The 18,670-nt window shown below is 71.9% G+C and carries 16 protein-coding genes; 8 read left to right on the plus strand and 8 right to left on the minus strand.

Annotated features, from left to right (window positions below):
* Positions 1-28 precede the first annotated feature (28 nt).
* Positions 29-847: an oxidoreductase gene (locus tag ABZ135_RS27030; protein ID WP_356699009.1), complete on the minus strand. Its 819-nt coding sequence runs from the start codon at positions 845-847 to the stop codon at positions 29-31.
* A gap of 102 nt (positions 848-949) precedes the next feature.
* Between ABZ135_RS27030 and ABZ135_RS27035 the strand changes: the two genes are divergently transcribed.
* On the plus strand, positions 950-1,936 hold the full coding sequence (locus ABZ135_RS27035; RefSeq protein WP_356699011.1) for an ATP-binding protein: 987 nt from the start codon (positions 950-952) through the stop codon (positions 1,934-1,936).
* A 134-nt stretch (positions 1,937-2,070) separates the two neighbouring features.
* Here the strand turns inward: ABZ135_RS27035 and ABZ135_RS27040 are convergent, their stop codons facing one another.
* Positions 2,071-3,378 (minus strand): hypothetical protein, encoded by a 1,308-nt coding sequence (locus ABZ135_RS27040; protein WP_356699013.1) that lies wholly within the window; start codon positions 3,376-3,378, stop codon positions 2,071-2,073.
* Between the two features lie 257 nt (positions 3,379-3,635).
* On the opposite strand from ABZ135_RS27040, the gene ABZ135_RS27045 reads away from it, so the two are divergent.
* From ABZ135_RS27045 to ABZ135_RS27070, 6 genes are all read left to right on the plus strand, one after another.
* A complete protein-coding gene (locus ABZ135_RS27045) occupies positions 3,636-6,074 on the plus strand; it encodes a bifunctional SulP family inorganic anion transporter/carbonic anhydrase (protein ID WP_356699015.1) in 2,439 nt (812 codons plus the stop codon).
* A 192-nt stretch (positions 6,075-6,266) separates the two neighbouring features.
* A complete protein-coding gene (gene acs / locus ABZ135_RS27050) occupies positions 6,267-8,222 on the plus strand; it encodes an acetate--CoA ligase (protein ID WP_356699017.1) in 1,956 nt (651 codons plus the stop codon).
* 248 nt (positions 8,223-8,470) lie between these two features.
* Entirely contained in the window at positions 8,471-9,895 is a 1,425-nt protein-coding gene (nhaA, locus tag ABZ135_RS27055) for a Na+/H+ antiporter NhaA (RefSeq protein ID WP_356699018.1), read from the plus strand.
* Positions 9,896-9,932: 37 nt separating this feature from the next.
* A complete protein-coding gene (locus tag ABZ135_RS27060; RefSeq protein ID WP_356699020.1) occupies positions 9,933-10,427 on the plus strand; it encodes a phage holin family protein in 495 nt (164 codons plus the stop codon).
* Positions 10,424-11,371 (plus strand): alpha/beta hydrolase, encoded by a 948-nt coding sequence (locus ABZ135_RS27065; protein ID WP_356699022.1) that lies wholly within the window; start codon positions 10,424-10,426, stop codon positions 11,369-11,371. Before ABZ135_RS27060 ends, ABZ135_RS27065 begins: the two co-directional genes overlap by 4 nt.
* A 99-nt stretch (positions 11,372-11,470) precedes the next feature.
* Positions 11,471-11,662 carry a hypothetical protein gene (locus tag ABZ135_RS27070; protein WP_356699024.1) on the plus strand — a complete coding sequence of 64 codons (192 nt, stop codon included), beginning with the start codon at positions 11,471-11,473 and terminating at the stop codon, positions 11,660-11,662.
* Positions 11,663-11,733: 71 nt separating this feature from the next.
* Here the strand turns inward: ABZ135_RS27070 and ABZ135_RS27075 are convergent, their stop codons facing one another.
* The 3 genes from ABZ135_RS27075 to nth all read right to left on the minus strand — a co-directional run bounded on the left by ABZ135_RS27075 (position 11,734) and on the right by nth (position 14,804).
* The gene (locus ABZ135_RS27075; protein ID WP_356699026.1) at positions 11,734-12,933 is read right to left on the minus strand and encodes a MarP family serine protease; all 1,200 of its coding nucleotides are present in this window, start codon (positions 12,931-12,933) and stop codon (positions 11,734-11,736) included.
* A gap of 47 nt (positions 12,934-12,980) precedes the next feature.
* Positions 12,981-13,679, minus strand: a complete 699-nt coding sequence (locus ABZ135_RS27080; protein ID WP_356699028.1) for a CoA pyrophosphatase — start codon at positions 13,677-13,679, stop codon at positions 12,981-12,983.
* A 96-nt stretch (positions 13,680-13,775) separates the two neighbouring features.
* A complete protein-coding gene (nth, locus tag ABZ135_RS27085) occupies positions 13,776-14,804 on the minus strand; it encodes an endonuclease III (RefSeq protein ID WP_356699030.1) in 1,029 nt (342 codons plus the stop codon).
* A 144-nt stretch (positions 14,805-14,948) separates the two neighbouring features.
* On the opposite strand from nth, the gene ABZ135_RS27090 reads away from it, so the two are divergent.
* Positions 14,949-15,623: a Crp/Fnr family transcriptional regulator gene (locus ABZ135_RS27090; protein WP_046910193.1), complete on the plus strand. Its 675-nt coding sequence runs from the start codon at positions 14,949-14,951 to the stop codon at positions 15,621-15,623.
* Between the two features lie 112 nt (positions 15,624-15,735).
* Here the strand turns inward: ABZ135_RS27090 and ABZ135_RS27095 are convergent, their stop codons facing one another.
* The 3 genes from ABZ135_RS27095 to ABZ135_RS27105 all read right to left on the minus strand — a co-directional run bounded on the left by ABZ135_RS27095 (position 15,736) and on the right by ABZ135_RS27105 (position 18,612).
* The gene (locus ABZ135_RS27095) at positions 15,736-16,620 is read right to left on the minus strand and encodes a prohibitin family protein (RefSeq protein WP_356699032.1); all 885 of its coding nucleotides are present in this window, start codon (positions 16,618-16,620) and stop codon (positions 15,736-15,738) included.
* Between the two features lie 154 nt (positions 16,621-16,774).
* Positions 16,775-17,605, minus strand: a complete 831-nt coding sequence (locus ABZ135_RS27100) for an MBL fold metallo-hydrolase (protein ID WP_356699034.1) — start codon at positions 17,603-17,605, stop codon at positions 16,775-16,777.
* Positions 17,602-18,612, minus strand: coding sequence for an NUDIX hydrolase (locus ABZ135_RS27105; protein ID WP_356699036.1), 1,011 nt, complete (start codon positions 18,610-18,612; stop codon positions 17,602-17,604). The genes ABZ135_RS27100 and ABZ135_RS27105 overlap by 4 nt, the downstream gene beginning before the upstream one ends.
* Between the last annotated feature and the right edge of the window lie 58 nt (positions 18,613-18,670).

Genomic DNA, 18,670 nt, shown 5'->3' on the forward strand with positions numbered 1-18,670 from the left:
CGCAACCCATGTCGGGGGACGTACGGCCTCAGGCCGCGCCGCGCTGCAGCGCCTCGCAGACCGCCGTCGACTCCCGCACGCCGAGCTCGACCGCGCGGCCGCAGTGCGCGATCCAGGCCGCCATGCCCTCCGGGGTCCCCGACAGGTACCCCTCGAAGGCGGCCACATAGGCCGCCCGCCCCAGCTCCGCGTGGCCGACCTCGGCCGGGCAGATCGCCTTGGGGTCGAGGCCGCTGCCGATCAGCACGATCCGCTCCGCCGCCCGCGCGACCAGACCGTTGCGCGAGGTGAAGGGCCGCAGGGCGAGCAGCTCACCGTGCACCACGGCCGCGGTGACCAGGGCCGGGGCGGCGCCGCCCGCGATGATCAGGTCGGCCAGCCCGTCGAGCCGGCCGGAGACCTCCGCCGGGTCCGGCAGCGGCGCCTCGATCAGCGACTCGTCCACCGCCTCGCCCACCTGGCGCGGCCGTCCCGTCGACTCACGCGGCTCGCCCTCGGCCACCAGGTGCAGCCGGGCGAGCACCCGCAGCGGCGACTGGCGCCAGATGGACAAGAGCTGGCCGCACTCCGCGGTCAGCCGCAGGGCCGCGCCGACCGTGCGGGCCTCCGCGTCCGCGCTGAAGTCCGTACGCCGGCGGACCTCCTCGAGGGCCCAGTCGGCACCCGAGAGCGCGGCCGAGCCGCGCGCCCCGCGCAGCGCCGCCTCGGAGGTGATCTCGTTGCTGCGGCGGCGCATCACACGGTGGCCGTAGACCCGGTCCACGGCCTTGCGTACGGAGTCCACCGAGTCGGCGACGCCCCGCAGGGAGCCGAGGGCGGCCAGGGGGTCAGAGGCGTGCGTACTCATAAGTAGGGAGGCTACGCGCCCGGGGCCGCCGCCCCACCTTGGAGTGGTCTTCTTCACGCACCTTGACCACAGGGCGCAAGCATGCCACTACGCTAGGTGAACATGAAGATCGCTTTCGTGGGGAAGGGCGGCAGCGGCAAGACCACGCTGTCCTCGCTCTTCATTCGACACCTCGCCGCCGCCGGGGCCCCGGTCCTCGCGGTGGACGCCGACATCAACCAGCACCTCGGGGCGGCGCTCGGCCTGTCCGACGAGGAGGCCGCGGCACTGCCCGCGATGGGCGCGCACCTGCCGCTGATCAAGGAGTACCTGCGGGGCTCCAACCCGCGGATCGCCTCCGCCGACACCATGATCAAGACGACACCGCCCGGGGAGGGTTCGCGGCTCCTGCGGGTCCGCGAGGACAACCCGGTCTACGACGCCTGCGCCCGGCCCGTACGGCTGGACGACGGCGGCATCCGGCTGATGGCGACCGGCCCGTTCACCGAGTCGGATCTCGGCGTGGCCTGCTATCACTCGAAGGTCGGCGCGGTGGAGCTGTGCCTGAACCACCTGGTGGACGGGCCGGACGAGTACGTGGTCGTCGACATGACCGCCGGCTCCGACTCCTTCGCCTCCGGCATGTTCACCCGCTTCGACATGACCTTCCTGGTCGCCGAGCCGACGCGTAAGGGCGTCTCGGTCTACCGTCAGTACAAGGAGTACGCGCGGGACTTCGGGGTCGCCCTGAAGGTCGTCGGCAACAAGGTGCAGGGCGCGGACGACATCGACTTCCTGCGCGCGGAGGTCGGCGACGACCTGCTGGTGACGGTCGGCCACTCCGACTGGGTCCGCTCCATGGAGAAGGGGCGGCCGCCTCGCTTCGAGCTCCTGGAGGCCGCCAACCTCACGGCCCTCCAGGCCCTCCAGGACGCCGCGGACGACTCGTACGCCCACCGCGACTGGGAGCGCTACACGCGCCAGATGGTGCACTTCCACCTGCGGAACGCGGAGAGCTGGGGCAACGCCAAGACGGGGGCCGACCTGGCGGCGCAGGTCGACCCAGGGTTCGTCCTCGATGAGCGGCTGGCCGAACCCCAGCCGAGCTGACGGCAGCGGCGCGACACGGTCCGGCCGTTGACAGTCGAGAACCCGGGGCCGGCCCTCCTCGCGAGGGCCGGCCCCGGGTCGTGTCGGCGGCGGATCAGCGGCCCGGGCCGCGGATCAGCGCCGTGTCCGGTGGATCAGTGGCGCGCGGCGGCCGGCTTGGCCGCGGGGGCCGGCGGGCCCGCCGGGGCGGCCGGCTGGGGCGCCAGGAATGCCTGCCACCCGCCCGGAGGGGCCTCGCCGACCTTCAGGGTCCGGAGCTTGGCGATGACCTCCGGGTCCTGCGCGTCGAGCCAGTCGGCGAGCTGGCGGAAGGAGACGCACTTGACGTCCTTCTGCACACAGACCGTCGCGATGGTCTCCTCGATGGCGCGCATGTACGTGCCGCCGTTCCAGGACTCGAAGTGGTTGCCGATGATCAGCGGCGCCCGGTTGCCCCGGTACGACCGCTCGAATGCCTGCACCAGGCCGTCGCGCATCTGGTTGCCCCAGAACCGGTGCATCGACGGGTCGCCCTTCGTCGTGCCGGACTGGTTGACCAGGAAGTTGTAGTCCATCGACAGCGTCTGGAAGGCGCGGCCCGGCACGGGGACGAGCTGCATCGACAGGTCCCACAGGCCCAGGTCCTTCTTGGGCCAGATCTGGTCGTTGACCCCGCTGGTGTCGTAGCGGAAGCCCATCTGCGCCGCCGCCCGGACGAAGTTCTTCCGGCCCTCCAGGCACGGGGTGCGGGCGCCGACCAGCTCCTTGTCGTAGTCGAACGGGAGCGGCTTCTCCGCCTGCAGACCGGCGTTGGTCTTCCAGTTCTTGACGAAGGACTTGGCCTGGTTGATCTCGCTCTTCCACTCCTCGACCGACCAGGTGCCGACACCGCCCTCCTTGCCGCAGAAGTGGCCGTTGAAGTGGGTGCCGATCTCGTTGCCCTCCTCCCACGCGCCGCGCAGTTCGCGCACGGTGTCGCGGATGCCCTCGACATCGTTGAAGCCGATGTCGGAGCGGCCCGGGGAGTGCCGCGGCGGGTTGTACAGCTCGCGCTTCTCCTCGGGCAGGAGGTAGACGCCGCTGAGGAAGTACGTCATCGTCGCGCCGTACTTCTTGCCCACCTTGCGGAAGTGCGAGAAGAGCTTCTGGCTGTCCTCGCCCGCGCCGTCCCAGGAGAACACCACGAACTGGGGCGGCTGCTGACCGGGCTTCAGGCGTTCCCAGACCGGCTGGTGGGGCTGGGCGCCGGTGAAGGCGGTGGAGCCGTCGCCGATCAGCCGCACCGCGCTCTGCGGGGCGGCGGCGGCACCCTTCTGGGCACCGGCCGCGCCGCCCGACGCCCCGCCCGGGGCGGAACCGCCGGAGCCCGAACAGCCGGCCAGGCCGGTGGTGAGCGCGACGGCGAGCGCGCCGACGGCGAGCGCCCTCTTCTGGACTGCGGTCCTTCTCGCGGCGGCTGACATCCGCACACCTCTCCTCGGATCCTCGGATTTCCGTACGAGCGGCGTCAACGTCGCACCACGACGGCCGGGGAGCGTCGACGACAAGCGGCATGCGCACGTTCTGTCACCGGAACCGGTGAATCATTGCCCTGTTTGCCCCGAAAATAATGCCGCAGTCTTTACTCTCCATTACTGTTCATTTACCGAGCGTTGATCGGTATCCCGCCGCTGCACCCCGCACGAGCCGCGACCGCGCTGCCCCCGGAGGAGACGGGAACATGACTCTCTGCACCCCCGACCGCACGACCAACCGACCCCGCGTCCAGCGCCCCCACAGCCCGCCGGACGGCGGGAAGGGCCATCGCCGCTTCCGTATCGCCGGCGCGGACCTGTCCGCGTCCATGACCGTCTTCCTGATCGCCCTGCCGCTGTCACTGGGCATCGCCCTCGCCACCGGCGCCCCGCTCCAGGCCGGCCTGGTGGCCGCCGCCGTCGGCGGCATCGTCGCCGGACGCCTCGGCGGCTCCCCGCTCCAGGTCAGCGGCCCCGCCGCCGGACTGACCGTGGTCACCGCGGAGCTCATCCAGCGCTACGGCTGGCTCACCACCTGCGCCATCACCGTCCTCGCCGGACTGTGCCAACTCGGCCTCGCCGCCCTGCGGGTGGCCCGCTCCGCCCTCGTCGTCTCCCCGGCGATCGTGCACGGGATGGTGGCCGGCATCGGCGTCACCATCGCCCTCGCCCAGTTGCACATCGTGCTCGGCGGCAACCCCCAGAGCTCGGCCGTGGACAACGCCCTCGGCCTGCCCGCGCAACTCGCGGACGTGTCCCCCGCCGCACTCGCCGTCAGCGCCCTCACCGTCGGCCTGCTGCTGGCCTGGCCGCGCCTTCCCGGCCGTACGGGACGGCTGCTGCGCACGGGCCCCGCGGCGCTCGTCGCGGTGGCCGCCGCCACGGCGCTCGCCACGTTCGCCGGGCTCGGTGTGCCGCGGGTCGACCTGCCCTCCTGGAGCAGTCACGCCCTGCCCGGCCTGCCGGACGGGCCCGTCCTCGGGATCGCGGCCGGGGTGCTCACGATCACGCTGGTCACCAGCGTGCAGTCGCTGCTGTCCGCCGTCGCCGTCGACAAACTGGCGGCGAAGCGCGCCGCCGCGACGGGCGAGACCGGCGTGCCCCGCTCCCGGCTCGACCGCGAACTCGCGGGCCAGGGCGCGGCGAACATGGTGTCCGGAGCGCTCGGCGGCCTGCCGGTCGCCGGAGTCGCGGTCCGCAGCGTGGCGAACGTCTCGGCCGGTGCCGTGAGCCGCCACTCGACGATGCTGCACGGCCTGTGGATCGTGCTCGCGGCGCTCTTCCTGGTCCCGCTGCTCGAGCTCATCCCGCTGCCCGCGCTCGCCGCGCTCGTCATGGTCGTCGGCATCCAGATGGTCAGCATCACGCACATCCGCACGGTCACCCGCCACCGTGAGGTCGTGGTGTACGCGGTGACGGTGGCGGGTGTGGTGTTCATCGGGATCCTGGAGGGCGTGGCCCTCGGCATCGCGGTGGCGGTCGCCGTCGCGATGCACCGCCTCGCCCGCACCCGGATCACCCTGGAGGAGCGGGACGGGCGCCACCTGGTGCGGATCCGCGGCCAGTTGACCTTTCTCGCGGTGCCCCGGCTGAGCCGGACCCTGCACCAGCTCCCGGCGGGCGCCGACGTCGTCGTGGAGCTGGACGGGTCGTTCATGGACCACGCGGCGTACGAGACGCTGCACGACTGGCAGGCCGCGCATCTGACCCATGGCGGCAGCGTGGACATGACCGGCCCCTCGGGCCGCCGGATCACCGAGCCCGGCCACGGCCACGGCCCGGCCGACGGCTCCGGTGCCGACGGCGGCTCCGGGCCGGGCGGGCACTCCTGCTGCCGCCCGTGGACGCCGTGGCGCAACCACCAGTGCCAGGAGCAGCCGGCCGAGGAGGCGCCGAGCGCCACCGGGCACCGGCTGGCGAGCGGCATCGGCGCGTTCCAGCGGGACACCGCCCCGCTGGTCAGGGACGAGCTGGCCCGGCTGGCCCGGGAGGGGCAGCAGCCCTCGCAGCTCTTCCTGACCTGTGCCGACTCCCGGCTGGTCACCAGCATGATCACGTCCAGTGGTCCGGGAGACCTGTTCACGGTGCGCAATGTGGGCAATCTGGTGCCGCTGCCGGGCGAGGAGAGCGGGGACGACTCGGTGGCCGCGGCGATCGAGTACGCGGTGGAGGTGCTGCGGGTCGATTCGATCACGGTCTGCGGCCACTCCGGCTGCGGCGCGATGCAGGCCCTGCTGAACAGCGGCCCCGACGACCCGGCGAGCCCGCTGCGCCGCTGGCTGCGGCACGGTCTGCCGAGCCTGGAGCGGATGGAGAGCCGTCGGCACGCCTGGGCGAGGATCTCCGGGCGGCTGCCGGCCGACGAGGTCGAGCAGTTATGCCTGACCAACGTGGTGCAGCAACTGGAGCACCTGCGCGCCTACGAGCCGGTGGCGCGGCGGCTCGCCGAGGGCACGCTGACCCTGCACGGGATGTACTTCCACGTGGGCGAGGCGCAGGCTTATCTGCTGGCGGGCACGGACGAGGTGCACAGCTACGACGACGTGTTCAACCATGTGCCGCCGACGGCGGCCGGAAAGGACACGCGGCCCGGGGGCGAACCGGCGTCCCGGCCCGGCGCCCGGGAGACCGCTCGCGCGTCCTGAACCTTCTGTTCCGTTCGTACGTGAAAGTGTGTGGCCCCCGCTCCCCTCCGCTCGGGGAGCGGGGGCCACCTCCGCAGGCCGCTCACAGGTCTAAACCAATTGCCCGGAGGCTCTTGTCACCCGGGCCTCTGCCTGGTGAGCTATGACGCGGGACACACAGGCACGTAGGACGCCCTGGGAATGGGAGATGTCGTGAGCAACGAATCCTTGGCCAATCTGCTCAAGGAAGAGCGCCGCTTCGCGCCGCCGGCCGAACTGGCCGCGCACGCCAACGTCACGGCGGACGCGTACGAGCAGGCCAAGGCGGACAGGCTGGGCTTCTGGGCCGAGCAGGCCAAGCGGCTCACCTGGGCCACCGAGCCGACCGAGACCCTGGACTGGTCGAACCCGCCCTTCGCCAAGTGGTTCGCCGACGGTGAGCTGAACGTCGCGTACAACTGCGTGGACCGGCACGTCGAGGCCGGCAACGGCGACCGGGTCGCCATCCACTTCGAGGGCGAGCCCGGCGACAGCCGCGCGATCACGTACGCGGAGCTCAAGGACGAGGTGTCCAGGGCGGCCAACGCCCTGACCGAGCTGGGTGTCCGCAAGGGCGACCGGGTCGCCGTCTACCTGCCGATGATCCCCGAGGCCGCCATCACCATGCTGGCCTGCGCCCGCATCGGCGCCGCCCACTCGGTCGTCTTCGGCGGCTTCTCCGCCGACGCCGTCGCCTCCCGCATCCAGGACGCCGACGCCAAGCTGGTCGTCACCGCCGACGGCGGCTACCGCCGCGGCAAGCCGTCCGCGCTCAAGCCCGCCATCGACGAGGCCGTCTCCCGCTGCCCGCAGGTCGAGCACGTCCTCGTGGTCCGCCGCACCGGGCAGGAGACCGCCTTCACCGAGGGCCGGGACGTCTGGTGGGACGACATCGTCGGCCGCCAGTCCGCCGAGCACACCCCGGAGGCGTTCGAGGCCGAGCACCCGCTCTTCATCCTCTACACCTCCGGCACGACGGGTAAGCCGAAGGGCATCCTGCACACCTCCGGCGGCTACCTCACCCAGGCCGCGTACACCCACCACGCCGTCTTCGACCTCAAGCCGGAGACCGACGTCTACTGGTGCACCGCCGACATCGGCTGGGTCACCGGCCACTCGTACATCGTGTACGGGCCGCTGGCCAACGGCGCGACCCAGGTCATGTACGAGGGCACCCCGGACACCCCGCACCAGGGCCGCTTCTGGGAGATCGTGCAGAAGTACGGCGTCACGATCCTCTACACGGCGCCGACCGCGATCCGCACGTTCATGAAGTGGGGCGACGACATCCCCGCCAAGTTCGACCTGTCGTCGCTGCGCGTCCTGGGCTCGGTCGGCGAGCCGATCAACCCCGAGGCGTGGGTCTGGTACCGCGAGCACATCGGCGGCAACAAGTGCCCCATCGTGGACACCTGGTGGCAGACCGAGACCGGCGCGATGATGATCTCGCCGCTGCCCGGCGTCACCGAGACCAAGCCCGGCTCCGCGCAGCGCCCGCTGCCCGGCATCTCCGCCACCGTCGTGGACGACGAGGCCAACGAGGTGCCGAACGGGGGCGGTGGCTACCTGGTCCTCACCGAGCCGTGGCCGTCGATGCTCCGCACCATCTGGGGCGACGACCAGCGCTTCATCGACACCTACTGGTCCCGCTTCGAGGGCAGGTACTTCGCCGGCGACGGCGCCAAGAAGGACGACGACGGCGACATCTGGCTGCTCGGCCGGGTCGACGACGTCATGCTCGTCTCGGGCCACAACATCTCCACCACCGAGGTCGAGTCGGCGCTCGTCTCCCACCCGTCCGTCGCCGAGGCGGCCGTGGTCGGCGCCGCCGACGAGACCACCGGCCAGGCGATCGTCGCGTTCGTCATCCTGCGCGGTACGGCCAGCGAGGACGAGGCCCTCGTCGCCGATCTGCGCAACCACGTCGGCGCGACCCTCGGCCCGATCGCGAAGCCGAAGCGGATCCTGCCGGTCGCCGAGCTGCCCAAGACCCGCTCCGGCAAGATCATGCGGCGCCTGCTGCGGGACGTCGCCGAGAACCGCGAGCTGGGAGACGTCACCACCCTGACGGACTCGTCGGTCATGGACCTCATCCAGACGAAGCTGCCGTCCGCCTCCAGCGAGGACTGAGCACCAGAAAAGCGCAGGTGGGCGCCCGTTCCGGCATCCCGGGGCGGGCGCCCTCGCGTTGTCCACAGGCGGTTGTCCACAGGGAGTGCCCCTGTCCCCGTATGCGCTTAAAGTGAAGATCGCCGGACGCCACCGAGCATCTTTAGGTAAAGTAAGGACCGCGTCAGTGACGCGGAAGGAAACCTAGGTGCGCCGGGAAGTCTGGTCGGCATGTGCTCTGCGCTGCCCACCGACCGGAGGTACTCACCGTGCCCGCGCCCACGTCCACGCCCACACCCAGCCCCAAGGCCACCGACGACCGCAGGTTCCTCGGCCGCCTCTCGCTGCCCGAGCGCCGGTTCGTCGCCGACGCGCTGCGCACCGAGACCGTCGGCGGTGTGCTGCTGCTCGTGGCCGCCATCGCCGCGCTCGTGTGGGCCAACTCCCCCGTCAAGGACAGTTACGCGTCCCTCCGGGACCTCCACATCGGCCCTGCCGCCCTCGGGCTCGACCTGTCCCTCCAGCACTGGGCGGCCGACGGCCTGCTCGCGATCTTCTTCTTCGTCGCCGGCATCGAGCTGAAGCGCGAGCTCGTCGCGGGCGAGCTGCGCGACCCCAAGGCCGCCGCCCTCCCCGTCATCGCCGCCGTGTGCGGCATGGCCGCCCCCGCCCTCGTCTACACGCTGGTCAACACGATCGGCGACGGCAGCCTCGCCGGCTGGGCGGTGCCCACCGCCACCGACATCGCCTTCGCGCTCGCCGTCCTCGCCGTGATCGGCACCTCCCTCCCCTCGGCGCTGCGGGCCTTCCTGCTCACCCTCGCCGTCGTCGACGACCTGTTCGCCATCCTGATCATCGCGATCTTCTTCACCGGTGACCTGAACTTCGCCGCCCTCGGCGGGGCCGTCGCCGGACTCGCCGTCTTCTGGCTGCTGCTGCGCAAGGAAGTCCGCGGCTGGTACGTGTACGTGCCGCTCGCCCTGGTGGTCTGGGGCCTGATGTACAACAGCGGGGTCCACGCCACCATCGCCGGCGTCGCCATGGGCCTGATGCTCCGTTGCACCACCCGGGACGGCGAGGACCACTCCCCCGGCGAGCACATCGAGCACCTGATACGTCCCGTCTCCGCGGGCCTCGCCGTGCCGCTGTTCGCCCTGTTCTCGGCCGGAGTCGCCGTCTCCGGCGGAGCCCTGGGGAAGGTCTTCACCCAGCCCGTCACCCTCGGCGTCGTGCTCGGACTCGTGGTGGGCAAGGCCATCGGCATCTTCGGCGGCACCTGGCTCGCCGCCCGCTTCACCAAGGCCGAGCTCAACCCCGAGCTGGCCTGGCCCGACGTCTTCGCCGTCGCCTCCCTCGCCGGCATCGGCTTCACGGTCTCGCTGCTCATCGGCGAGCTCGCCTTCGCCGGCGACGCCGCCCTGACCGACGAGGTGAAGGCCGCCGTCCTCATGGGCTCGCTCATCGCCGCCGTGCTCGCCTCCGTGCTGCTGAAGCTCCGGGTCCGCAGGTACCAGGCGCTGTGCGCGGAGGAGGAGCGCGACGACGACGAGGACGGCATCCCGGACATCTACGAGGAGCACGACCCGGAGTACCACCTGAGAATGGCCGAGATCCACGAGCGGAGGGCGGCCGAACACCGCGAGCGCGCCCGACTCGCGGGGGCACCGCGCGATGAGGCCGACCGTCCGGCATGATCTGAGGTCGGACCGTAGAAGAGGAGAGGGAACAGCCATGAGCGACCCGTTCGACGGAGCCGAGCGCAGCCTCGGCCAGTTGGTCGCCTCGGCGACCGCCGAGATGTCCGCACTGGTGCACGACGAGATCGCCCTGGCCAAGGCCGAGATCCGCCAGGACGTCAAGCGCGGCGCGATGGGCAGCGCGGCCGGCCTGGGGGCGGGCGTGGTGCTGCTGTTCTCGCTGCCGATGCTGAGCTTCGCGCTCGCCTACGGCATCAACACCTGGACCGGCGGGCACAACGGCGACGGCGGCTGGAACCTCGCCTGGTGCTTCCTGCTGTCCTTCGCGGCGAACGTGCTGCTCGCCGCGCTGCTCGCGGTGTTCGCCGTGGCCAAGTTCAAGAAGGTCAAGAAGCCGGAGAAGAGCATCTCCTCGGCCAAGCAGACGGCGGCGATCATGCAGAACGTCAAGCCGCATCCGCGTCCGGCGGCCGACGCGGCCCCGCTCGCCCTGGACAAGGCCCCGTCTGTGGCACGCTCGTCTGCATGACCGTCCCTGAGAGCAGTAGCGCCAACGGCGGCAGCCCCGTCCGCATCGACGGGCCGTGGACCCATCGCGACGTGGCGGCCAACGGCGCCCGCTTCCACATCGCCGAGATGGGCGACGGCCCGCTGGTGCTGCTGCTGCACGGCTTCCCGCAGTTCTGGTGGACCTGGCGCCACCAGTTGCCCGCCCTCGCCGAGGCCGGGTTCCGGGCCGTGGCGATGGACCTGCGCGGCGTGGGCGGCAGCGACCGCACGCCCCGGGGCTACGACCCGGCGAACCTGGCCCTCGACATCACCGGCGTCATCCGCTCCCTCGGCGAGCCGGACGCGGCGCTCGTCGGCCACGACCTGGGCGGCTACCTCGCCTGGACGGCCGCCGTGATGCGGCCCAAGCTGGTGCGCCGGCTCGCGGTCTCCTCCATGCCCCACCCCCGCCGCTGGCGCTCGGCGATGCTCTCCGACTTCTCCCAGACCCGGGCCGGTTCCTACGTATGGGGCTTCCAGCGGCCCTGGCTGCCGGAGCGTCAGCTCGTCGCGGACGAGGCGGCGCTCGTGGGACGGCTCATCGACGACTGGTCGGGGCCGAACCCCCGGTCGGCCGCCGACGAGGCGGCCCTGGACGTCTACCGGCGGGCCATGTGCATCCCGTCGACCGCGCACTGCTCCATCGAGCCGTACCGCTGGATGGTGCGCTCCCTGGCCCGGCCGGACGGCATCCAGTTCAACCGGCGCATGAAGCGGCCCGTACGGGTGCCCACGCTGCATCTGCACGGCTCGCTCGACCCGGTGATGCGGACCCGCAGCGCGGCCGGCTCCGGGCAGTACGTGGAGGCCCCGTACCGCTGGCGGCTCTTCGACGGGCTGGGGCACTTCCCCCACGAGGAGGACCCCGTCGCGTTCACCACGGAGCTCGTCAACTGGCTCAAGGACCCCGAACCGGACCGCTGACGCACGGGCGTCCGTCGAACTGCCATGTGCCCCGCGCATACGCCAATTGGCGGGCCCCGGGGAGGTTACCGACCTTGGGCCCCGGGCACACGTCCCGGTATGGGCTGGACGCACGACTACGGTGACACGGCACGCGACCGCCGCACGATCGGCGGCTCAGGCGCCCCCGAGCGGGGCGGTACGCAGGACCAGGGCGGCCATCCGCATCCCGCGGCGGGCATGGGGATCTCGCGCATCCTGCGACGCCGGGCCCGCTGGGTCTCGGCGCGGCTGCGCCACACCCGTACCTAGAGAGCGACCGAGGGCGGGTCCCACGGCTCAAGGGCCTGTGGGACCCGCCCTCGGTGCGCGGGGCGCGGGGTCTAGAGCGCGCAGCCCTGGCTGTCGACCTGCTGGTTGGCGGCGCGGCCCCGGTTGATGTCGTCCCGGATCTCGTCGACCGTCAGCGCGTACCCCGTGTTGGCGTCGTCGAGCGACCGGGCGAAGATCACGCCGTACACCTTGCCGTCGGCGGTGAGCAGCGGCCCGCCGGAGTTGCCCTGACGCACCGTCGCGTACAGCGAGTACACGTCCCTGCGCACCTCGCCTCGGCGGTAGATGTCGGGGCCGTCGGCGGTGATGCGGCCGCGCACCCGCGCCGAGCGGACGTCGTAGGCGCCGTTCTCCGGGAAGCCGGCCACGATGGCGTTGTCGCCGCTGCGGGCGTCCCCGTCGGTGAACTCCAGCGGTGTGGCGTCCAGGTCGGGCACGTCGAGGACGGCGATGTCGCGCTCCCAGTCGTAGAGCACGACCTTGGCGTCGTAGAGCTTGCCCTCACCGCCTATCTGCACGGTCGGCTCGTCGACACCGCCGACGACATGGGCGTTGGTCATCACCCGGCGCTCGGCGAAGACGAAGCCGGTGCCTTCGAGGACCTTTCCGCAGCTCGGGGCGGTGCCGACGACCTTCACGATGGAGCGCTTGGCGCGCGCGGCGACCGGGCTTCCGGCGAGCGCCGGGTCCGGCGGGCGGACCTCGGTGATCGGCTCGTTGGCGAAGGGGTTGAAGACCTGCGGGAAGCCGTTCTGGGCGAGCGTGGAGGTGAAGTCGCTGAACCACCGGGACGCCTGATCCGGCATCACCTGCTCGACGCCCAGCAGCACCTTGGAGTTGCGGACCTGCTTGGCCCAGGTGGGCACGGCGGTGAGGGCGAGGGCGGAGCCGAGCAGCCAGGCGACCAGCAGCATCGCGACCACGTTGACCAGGGCGCCGCCGGTGGCGTCCAGGGCGCGCGCCGGGGTCCAGGTGATGTGCCGGCGCAGCTTGTTGCCCAGATGGGTGGTGAATGCCTGGCCGACGGAGGCGCTGACGATCACCACCATCACGAAGATGACCGTCGCGGTCGTGGTGACCTCGCTGTGGTCCGTCAACTGGTTCCAGACCACCGGCAGCAGCAGGACGGCGACGAGACCGCCGCCGAGAAACCCGATCACCGAGAGGATGCCGACCACGAAACCCTGGCGGTAACCGATGATCGCGAACCACACGGCGGCGAGCAGCAACAGGATGTCCAGCACGTTCACCGTCAATAGCCTCGCAGATTCGTCTTCGGTCGCCCGGGGTCAGCCTGTCATGACCTCCAGTCCAACGGGACCCGCTTGGACCGGTCCCAGGGCCGCTCCCAGCCCGCGAAGTGCAGGATCCGGTCGATCACTCCGGCCGTGAAACCCCAGACCAGAGCCGATTCGACGAGGAAGGCGGGGCCCTCGTGGCCCGCCGGGTGGATCGCGGTCGCGCGGTTCGCGGGGTCCGTGAGATCCGCCACGGGGACGGTGAAGACCCGCGCGGTCTCGGCGGGGTCGACGACGCCGACGGGGCTCGGGTCGCGCCACCAGCCGAGGACGGGCGTGACGACGAAGCCGCTCACCGGGATGTAGAGCCGGGGCAGCACGCCGAAGAGCTGGACGCCGGCCGGGTCGAGCCCGGTCTCCTCCTCGGCCTCGCGCAGCGCCGCCCGCAGCGGCCCGGCCTCGGCCGGGTCGCCGTCCTCGGGGTCCAGGGCGCCGCCGGGGAAGGAGGGCTGTCCGGCATGCGAGCGGAGGCTTCCGGAGCGCTCCATGAGCAGCAGCTCGGGGCCGCGCGCGCCCTCGCCGAAGAGGACGAGCACGGCGGACTGCCGCCCGGCACCGTTCTTGGGCGGCAGGAAACGGCTGAGCTGCTCGGGCGCGACCGTGCGGGCCGCCCGGTCGACCGGTTCCAGCCAGTCGGGCAGCCCGTCCCGGTCGAGCAGGCCGCCCGCTCCTTGGATCTCTTCACCAGTGCGCGTCATAGGCACCCCCGTGTTTCCCAACGCGGTCGGAGTGTGGGTTCGTTCCCCGGGCGTCCGCGGCGCGGGCGGGGTGCGGGCCGGGGGGCGGCGGGGTGCTCACGAGCTCGCGCCCAGGGGCGGCGCCGGGCGGCCGGGGTAGTCCGGGGGCGGGTTGAGCCGCTGGCCCGGGAAGCCGCCCATCTCGTACTTCAGCAGCTTCTTCGCCTTCTCCGGGTCCGTCTCGCCCTCCCCGTACGCCGGGCACAGGTGGGTGATGGGGCAGGCGCCGCACGCGGGCTTGCGGGCGTGGCAGATCCGCCGGCCGTGGAAGATCACCCGGTGCGAGAGCATCGTCCACTCGCTCTTCGGGAAGATCTCGGCGATCTCCGCCTCGATCTTGACGGGGTCCTCCTGCTCGGTCCACCGCCAGCGGCGGACCAGGCGCATGAAGTGGGTGTCGACGGTGATGCCGGGCACGCCGAAGGCGTTGCCGAGGACGACGAAGGCGGTCTTCCGGCCGACGCCGGGCAGCTTGACCAGGTCCTCCAGGCGTCCGGGGACCTCGCCCCCGAAGTCGTCCCGGAGGGCGGTGGCGAGGCCCATGATCGACTTGGTCTTGGCGCGGAAGAACCCGGTCGGCCGGATCAGCTCCTCGACCTCCTCGGGCACGGCGGCGGCCAGGTCCTCGGGGGTCGGGTACTTCGCGAAGAGCGCCGGGGTGGTCTGGTTGACCCGCAGGTCGGTGGTCTGGGCGGAGAGGACCGTGGCGACCAGCAGCTCGAAGGGGTTGCGGAAGTCGAGCTCGGGATGGGCGTACGGATAGACCTCGGCGAGCTCCCGGTTGATCTTCCGGGCCCGCCGCACCATGGCGAGGCGCGACTCGGGCCTGGCCTTGGCGGGTGCCACCTTGGCGGCGGGCGCCGTCCTGGCCGCGGGCGTCTTCTTGGCGGCGGACCCGGTCCCGGCCGCGGGCTTCTTCGCCGAGGTGGTCGTCGACGGGGTCGTCGTCGCCCCGGCCGCCCCCTTCGGTGTGCGTTTCGTCGCTTTCGTCTGTTTCGCCACGCCGTGTTCGCCCACAGCGGAATTACCCTCGACCCGCACTCTTCCAGCCCCCTTGGCCTGTGCTCTCACCGGCGAGTTGGACACCCGGCCAGCCTAGGCGTCGCCACCGACATCTGCCGCGCGCGCACCGGATCACGACCCAATCGGGCCCCTGACGTACGGAAAGGCCGTCCGGTGAGTCAAACTTGTTGTGATTGATCGCACTGAGGTCGACATAGGAGAGAACTCGTGGACGACGTTCTGCGACGTGCCCCGCTGTTCGCGGCGCTCGACGACGAGCAGGCCGCTGAGCTGCGTGCCTCGATGAGTGAGGCGACGCTTGCCCGTGGCGACGCGCTGTTCCACGAGGGCGACCCGGGTGACCGGCTCTACGTGGTCACCGAGGGCAAGGTGAAGCTGCACCGGACCTCGCCCGACGGCCGCGAGAACATGCTGGCGGTCCTCGGCCCCGGCGAGCTCATCGGCGAGCTGTCCCTCTTCGACCCGGGCCCGCGCACGGCCACCGCCACCGCGCTGACCGAGGTCAAGCTGCTCGGCCTCGGCCACGGCGACCTCCAGCCCTGGCTGAACGCCCGCCCCGAGGTGGCCAGCGCCCTGCTGCGCGCCGTCGCCCGCCGCCTGCGCAAGACCAACGACCAGATGTCCGACCTGGTCTTCTCCGACGTACCGGGCCGTGTCGCCCGCGCGCTCCTCGACCTGTCGCGCCGCTTCGGCGTGCAGTCCGAGGAGGGCATCCACGTCGTCCACGACCTCACCCAGGAGGAGCTGGCCCAGCTCGTCGGCGCCTCCCGCGAGACGGTCAACAAGGCGCTCGCCGACTTCGCCCAGCGCGGCTGGCTGCGCCTGGAGGCGCGTGCCGTGATCCTGCTGGACGTGGAGCGCCTCGCGAAGCGCTCGCGCTGAGCCCGCCTCGCAGGCAGCTACGCCCGCACCCCGTACGTACGTGAAGGGGGCCGCCCGGTTCGACCGGACGGCCCCCTTCCGTGTTCCGCCGCCGCGGCGGCGCGCGTCGCTTCTAGCGCTTCGTGCCGTCCACGATCAGCGGGTTCGAGCCGCCGCCACCGCAGGGCACCGCGTAGACCGGGTTCTTCGCGGCGGCCTCCTTGTAGGCGTCGATGCACTGGTTCATCAGGACCTTGTCGGTCAGCGAGTCGTTGAGGATCTTGTTGGCGCGGGCGATGCCCTCGGCCTCGATCCGGCGGCGGTCGGACTCCGCCTTGGCCGTACGGGCGGCCTCGAGGGCCCGCTCGGTGGCCTGCTGCTGCTGGATCTTGCGGTCGATCTGGTCCTGCAGGGCCTCGGAGGGCTTCACGTTGCGCAGGTTGACCGTGGTGACGTCGATGCCGCGCGGGGCGAGGCGCTCCTTGATGAGGCCGGCGATCTCCGCGTTGATCTTCTCGCGGTCGGAGGCGTAGCCCTGCTCGCTCGTGTGGCGGGCGAAGACGTTGCGCACGATCTCACGGCTGTCCGGGTAGACCAGCCGCTGCTGGATGGCGTCCTCGCTGCCGGCCAGCTTGTAGAGCTCGACGGCCTTGGACGGCTGCACCGCCCACTTCACCGTGACCTCGGCGTACATCACACCGCCCTGCGAGGAGCGCACCTCGACCACGTCCTTGTCGGAGAGATTGAGGTCGACGGGCCGGGTGGAGAACGTCGTGACGTTGGTGAACGGCGACTTGAGGTGCATGCCGGAGGACATCGGCGTACCGACCTTGCCGAAGGCGACCGGCACGCCGACCTCGTACGCGCTGATCACGTACGTCATGCTCACGATCAGCGAGAACAGGCCGGCGAGCAGGGCGCCCACGGCGCCCAGCTTGAGGCCGCGGGTGTCGTTCGCGCGGCCGACGAAGAAGAGCACCACTGCGGCGATGACCAGCAGGATGGCTATGACGAACACGGGCTTCCCCCCGAGAGCTACGGCCAGATGTAAGCGGAGCGTAAGACACACCTCGGGGCGGGAAGGTTCCCGGGTCCGGCCGGAAGGCTTCGGAGCCGGCGAGAAGGCTTCGGGGCTCCGGCGCCCCGGGCCCGGCCCGGAAGCTCCCGTTCGTTCAGATCAGGCCGCGCTCCCTCAGGTACTCGAGCTGCGCCCGTACGGAGAGCTCGGCGGCCGGCCACAGGGAGCGGTCCACGTCCGCGTACACATGCGCCACGACCTCCGGCGCGGTCCGGTGGCCGTTCTCGACCGCCGTCTCCACCTGGGCGAGCCGGCTGGCGCGGTGCGCCAGATAGAACTCCACCGCCCCCTGGGCGTCCTCCAGGACCGGACCGTGCCCGGGCAGGACCGTGTGGACGCCGTCGTCGAGGGTGAGCGAGCGCAGCCGGCGCAGCGAGTCCAGATAGTCGCCGAGCCGCCCGTCGGGATGGGCCACGATCGTCGTGCCGCGCCCCAGGATGGTGTCCCCGGTCAGCACCGCGCGGTCGGCCGGCAGGTGGAAGGAGAGCGAGTCCGAGGTGTGTCCGGGCGTGGGGACCACCCGGAGTTCGAGCCCGCCGGTGGTGATCACGTCCCCCGCGGCGAGGCCCTCGTCCCCGAGCCGCAGCGCCGGGTCGAGGGCCCGCACCTTGGTGCGGGTCAGCTCCGCGAACCGCACGGCTCCTTCGGCGTGGTCGGCATGGCCGTGGGTGAGCAGGGTGAGGCCGATCCGCTTGCCGAGCCGCTCGGCGGTCTCCACGACCCGCCGCAGATGCCCCTCGTCGAGCGGGCCGGGGTCGATCACGACGGCGAGGTCGGAGTCCGGTTCGGCCACGATCCAGGTGTTGGTGCCGTCCAGGGTCATCGCGGACGGGTTCGGGGCCAGCACGTTGACGGCGCGGGCGGTCGCGGGTCCGGAGACCGCGGCCCCGCGCGGCTGCCCGGGGAGGGCGGCGGCGTCACTCATGCGGCACCTCCGGGTGTGTCAGGGGCGTCCGGGGTGTCCGAGGCCCCGGGGGCGCCCGGAGTGTCCGGGGCGTCCGCCGGGATGTGCTTGGTGAACTCGTCGTGTCCCGGCCAGCTCAGGATCACCGCGTCACCGTCGAGACGCGCCTGGGCCAGTACGGGGGTCATGTCCTGGTCCGCGGCCGCCGCCAGGGCCTCCTCGGCGCTGCGGAACCGTGCGAGGCCGCGCAGGGTCGAGATGGTCGGCGGCATCATCGTCAGTTCGCCGCGGTCGTAGCCGGCCGCCGCGTCCGCCGGTCGGATCCAGACGGTGCGGTCGGCCTCGGTGGAGGCGTTCCGGGTGCGCTGGCCGGCCGGGAGGGCCGCCACGAAGAACCAGGTGTCGTAGCGCCGCGGCTCGAACTCGGGGGTGATCCAGCGGGCCCACGCGCCGAGCAGGTCCGAGCGCAGCACGAGCCCGCGCCGGTCGAGGAGGTCGGCGAAGGACAGCTCGCGGGCGACCAGGGCCTCCCGGTCCTTCTCCCAGTCCTCGCCGGTCGTGTCGCCGACGACCGTGTCCGCCGTCTCGCCCGCGAGCAGGACGCCGGCCTCCTCGTACGTCTCGCGCACGGCGGCGCAGACGACGGCCTGCGCCTGTGCGGGGTCCGGCAGGCCCAGCCGGGCGGCCCACTCCTCGCGGGACGGGCCCGCCCAGCGCACCGGGTGTTCGTCGCGGGGATCGACGCCGCCGCCGGGGTAGGCGTACGCGCCGCCCGCGAACGCCATGGAGGCACGGCGGCGCAGCATGTGGACGAAGGGGCCGGGCCCCTCGGTCCCGCCGCCCCCCTCGGTCCCGTCCGAGGCCCTCTCCGAGCCGTTCCCCGAGGCGTTTTCGGAGGCGTTCTTCAGGAGGAGCACGGTGGCGGCCCGCTTGGGTGGCGCGGGGACCAGCTCACCGGCGGTGAGGGCGCGGATGCGGTCGGGCCACTCCGGTGGGTACCACTGACCATTCGACTGACCATTGGGCATGGCCGGATGCTATGCGCAAGCATCGGAATGCACGAGGGCCGGTTTTCCAGCCTGTGGA

Origin of the sequence: Streptomyces sp. NPDC006339 (genome assembly GCF_040612775.1) — a bacterium.
Taxonomy (GTDB): Bacteria; Actinomycetota; Actinomycetes; order Streptomycetales; family Streptomycetaceae; genus Streptomyces.

Coding starts and splice junctions, on each gene's coding strand:
- ABZ135_RS27045 (WP_356699015.1), top strand. CDS start 3,636: ATGACTCTCTGCACCCCCGACCGCACGACCAACCGACCCCGCGTCCAG.
- ABZ135_RS27065 (WP_356699022.1), top strand. CDS start 10,424: ATGACCGTCCCTGAGAGCAGTAGCGCCAACGGCGGCAGCCCCGTCCGC.
- ABZ135_RS27060 (WP_356699020.1), top strand. CDS start 9,933: ATGAGCGACCCGTTCGACGGAGCCGAGCGCAGCCTCGGCCAGTTGGTC.
- ABZ135_RS27035 (WP_356699011.1), top strand. CDS start 950: ATGAAGATCGCTTTCGTGGGGAAGGGCGGCAGCGGCAAGACCACGCTG.
- ABZ135_RS27100 (WP_356699034.1), bottom strand. CDS start 17,605: ATGAGTGACGCCGCCGCCCTCCCCGGGCAGCCGCGCGGGGCCGCGGTC.
- ABZ135_RS27080 (WP_356699028.1), bottom strand. CDS start 13,679: ATGACGCGCACTGGTGAAGAGATCCAAGGAGCGGGCGGCCTGCTCGAC.
- ABZ135_RS27105 (WP_356699036.1), bottom strand. CDS start 18,612: ATGCCCAATGGTCAGTCGAATGGTCAGTGGTACCCACCGGAGTGGCCC.
- ABZ135_RS27070 (WP_356699024.1), top strand. CDS start 11,471: ATGGGCTGGACGCACGACTACGGTGACACGGCACGCGACCGCCGCACG.
- ABZ135_RS27040 (WP_356699013.1), bottom strand. CDS start 3,378: ATGTCAGCCGCCGCGAGAAGGACCGCAGTCCAGAAGAGGGCGCTCGCC.
- ABZ135_RS27030 (WP_356699009.1), bottom strand. CDS start 847: ATGAGTACGCACGCCTCTGACCCCCTGGCCGCCCTCGGCTCCCTGCGG.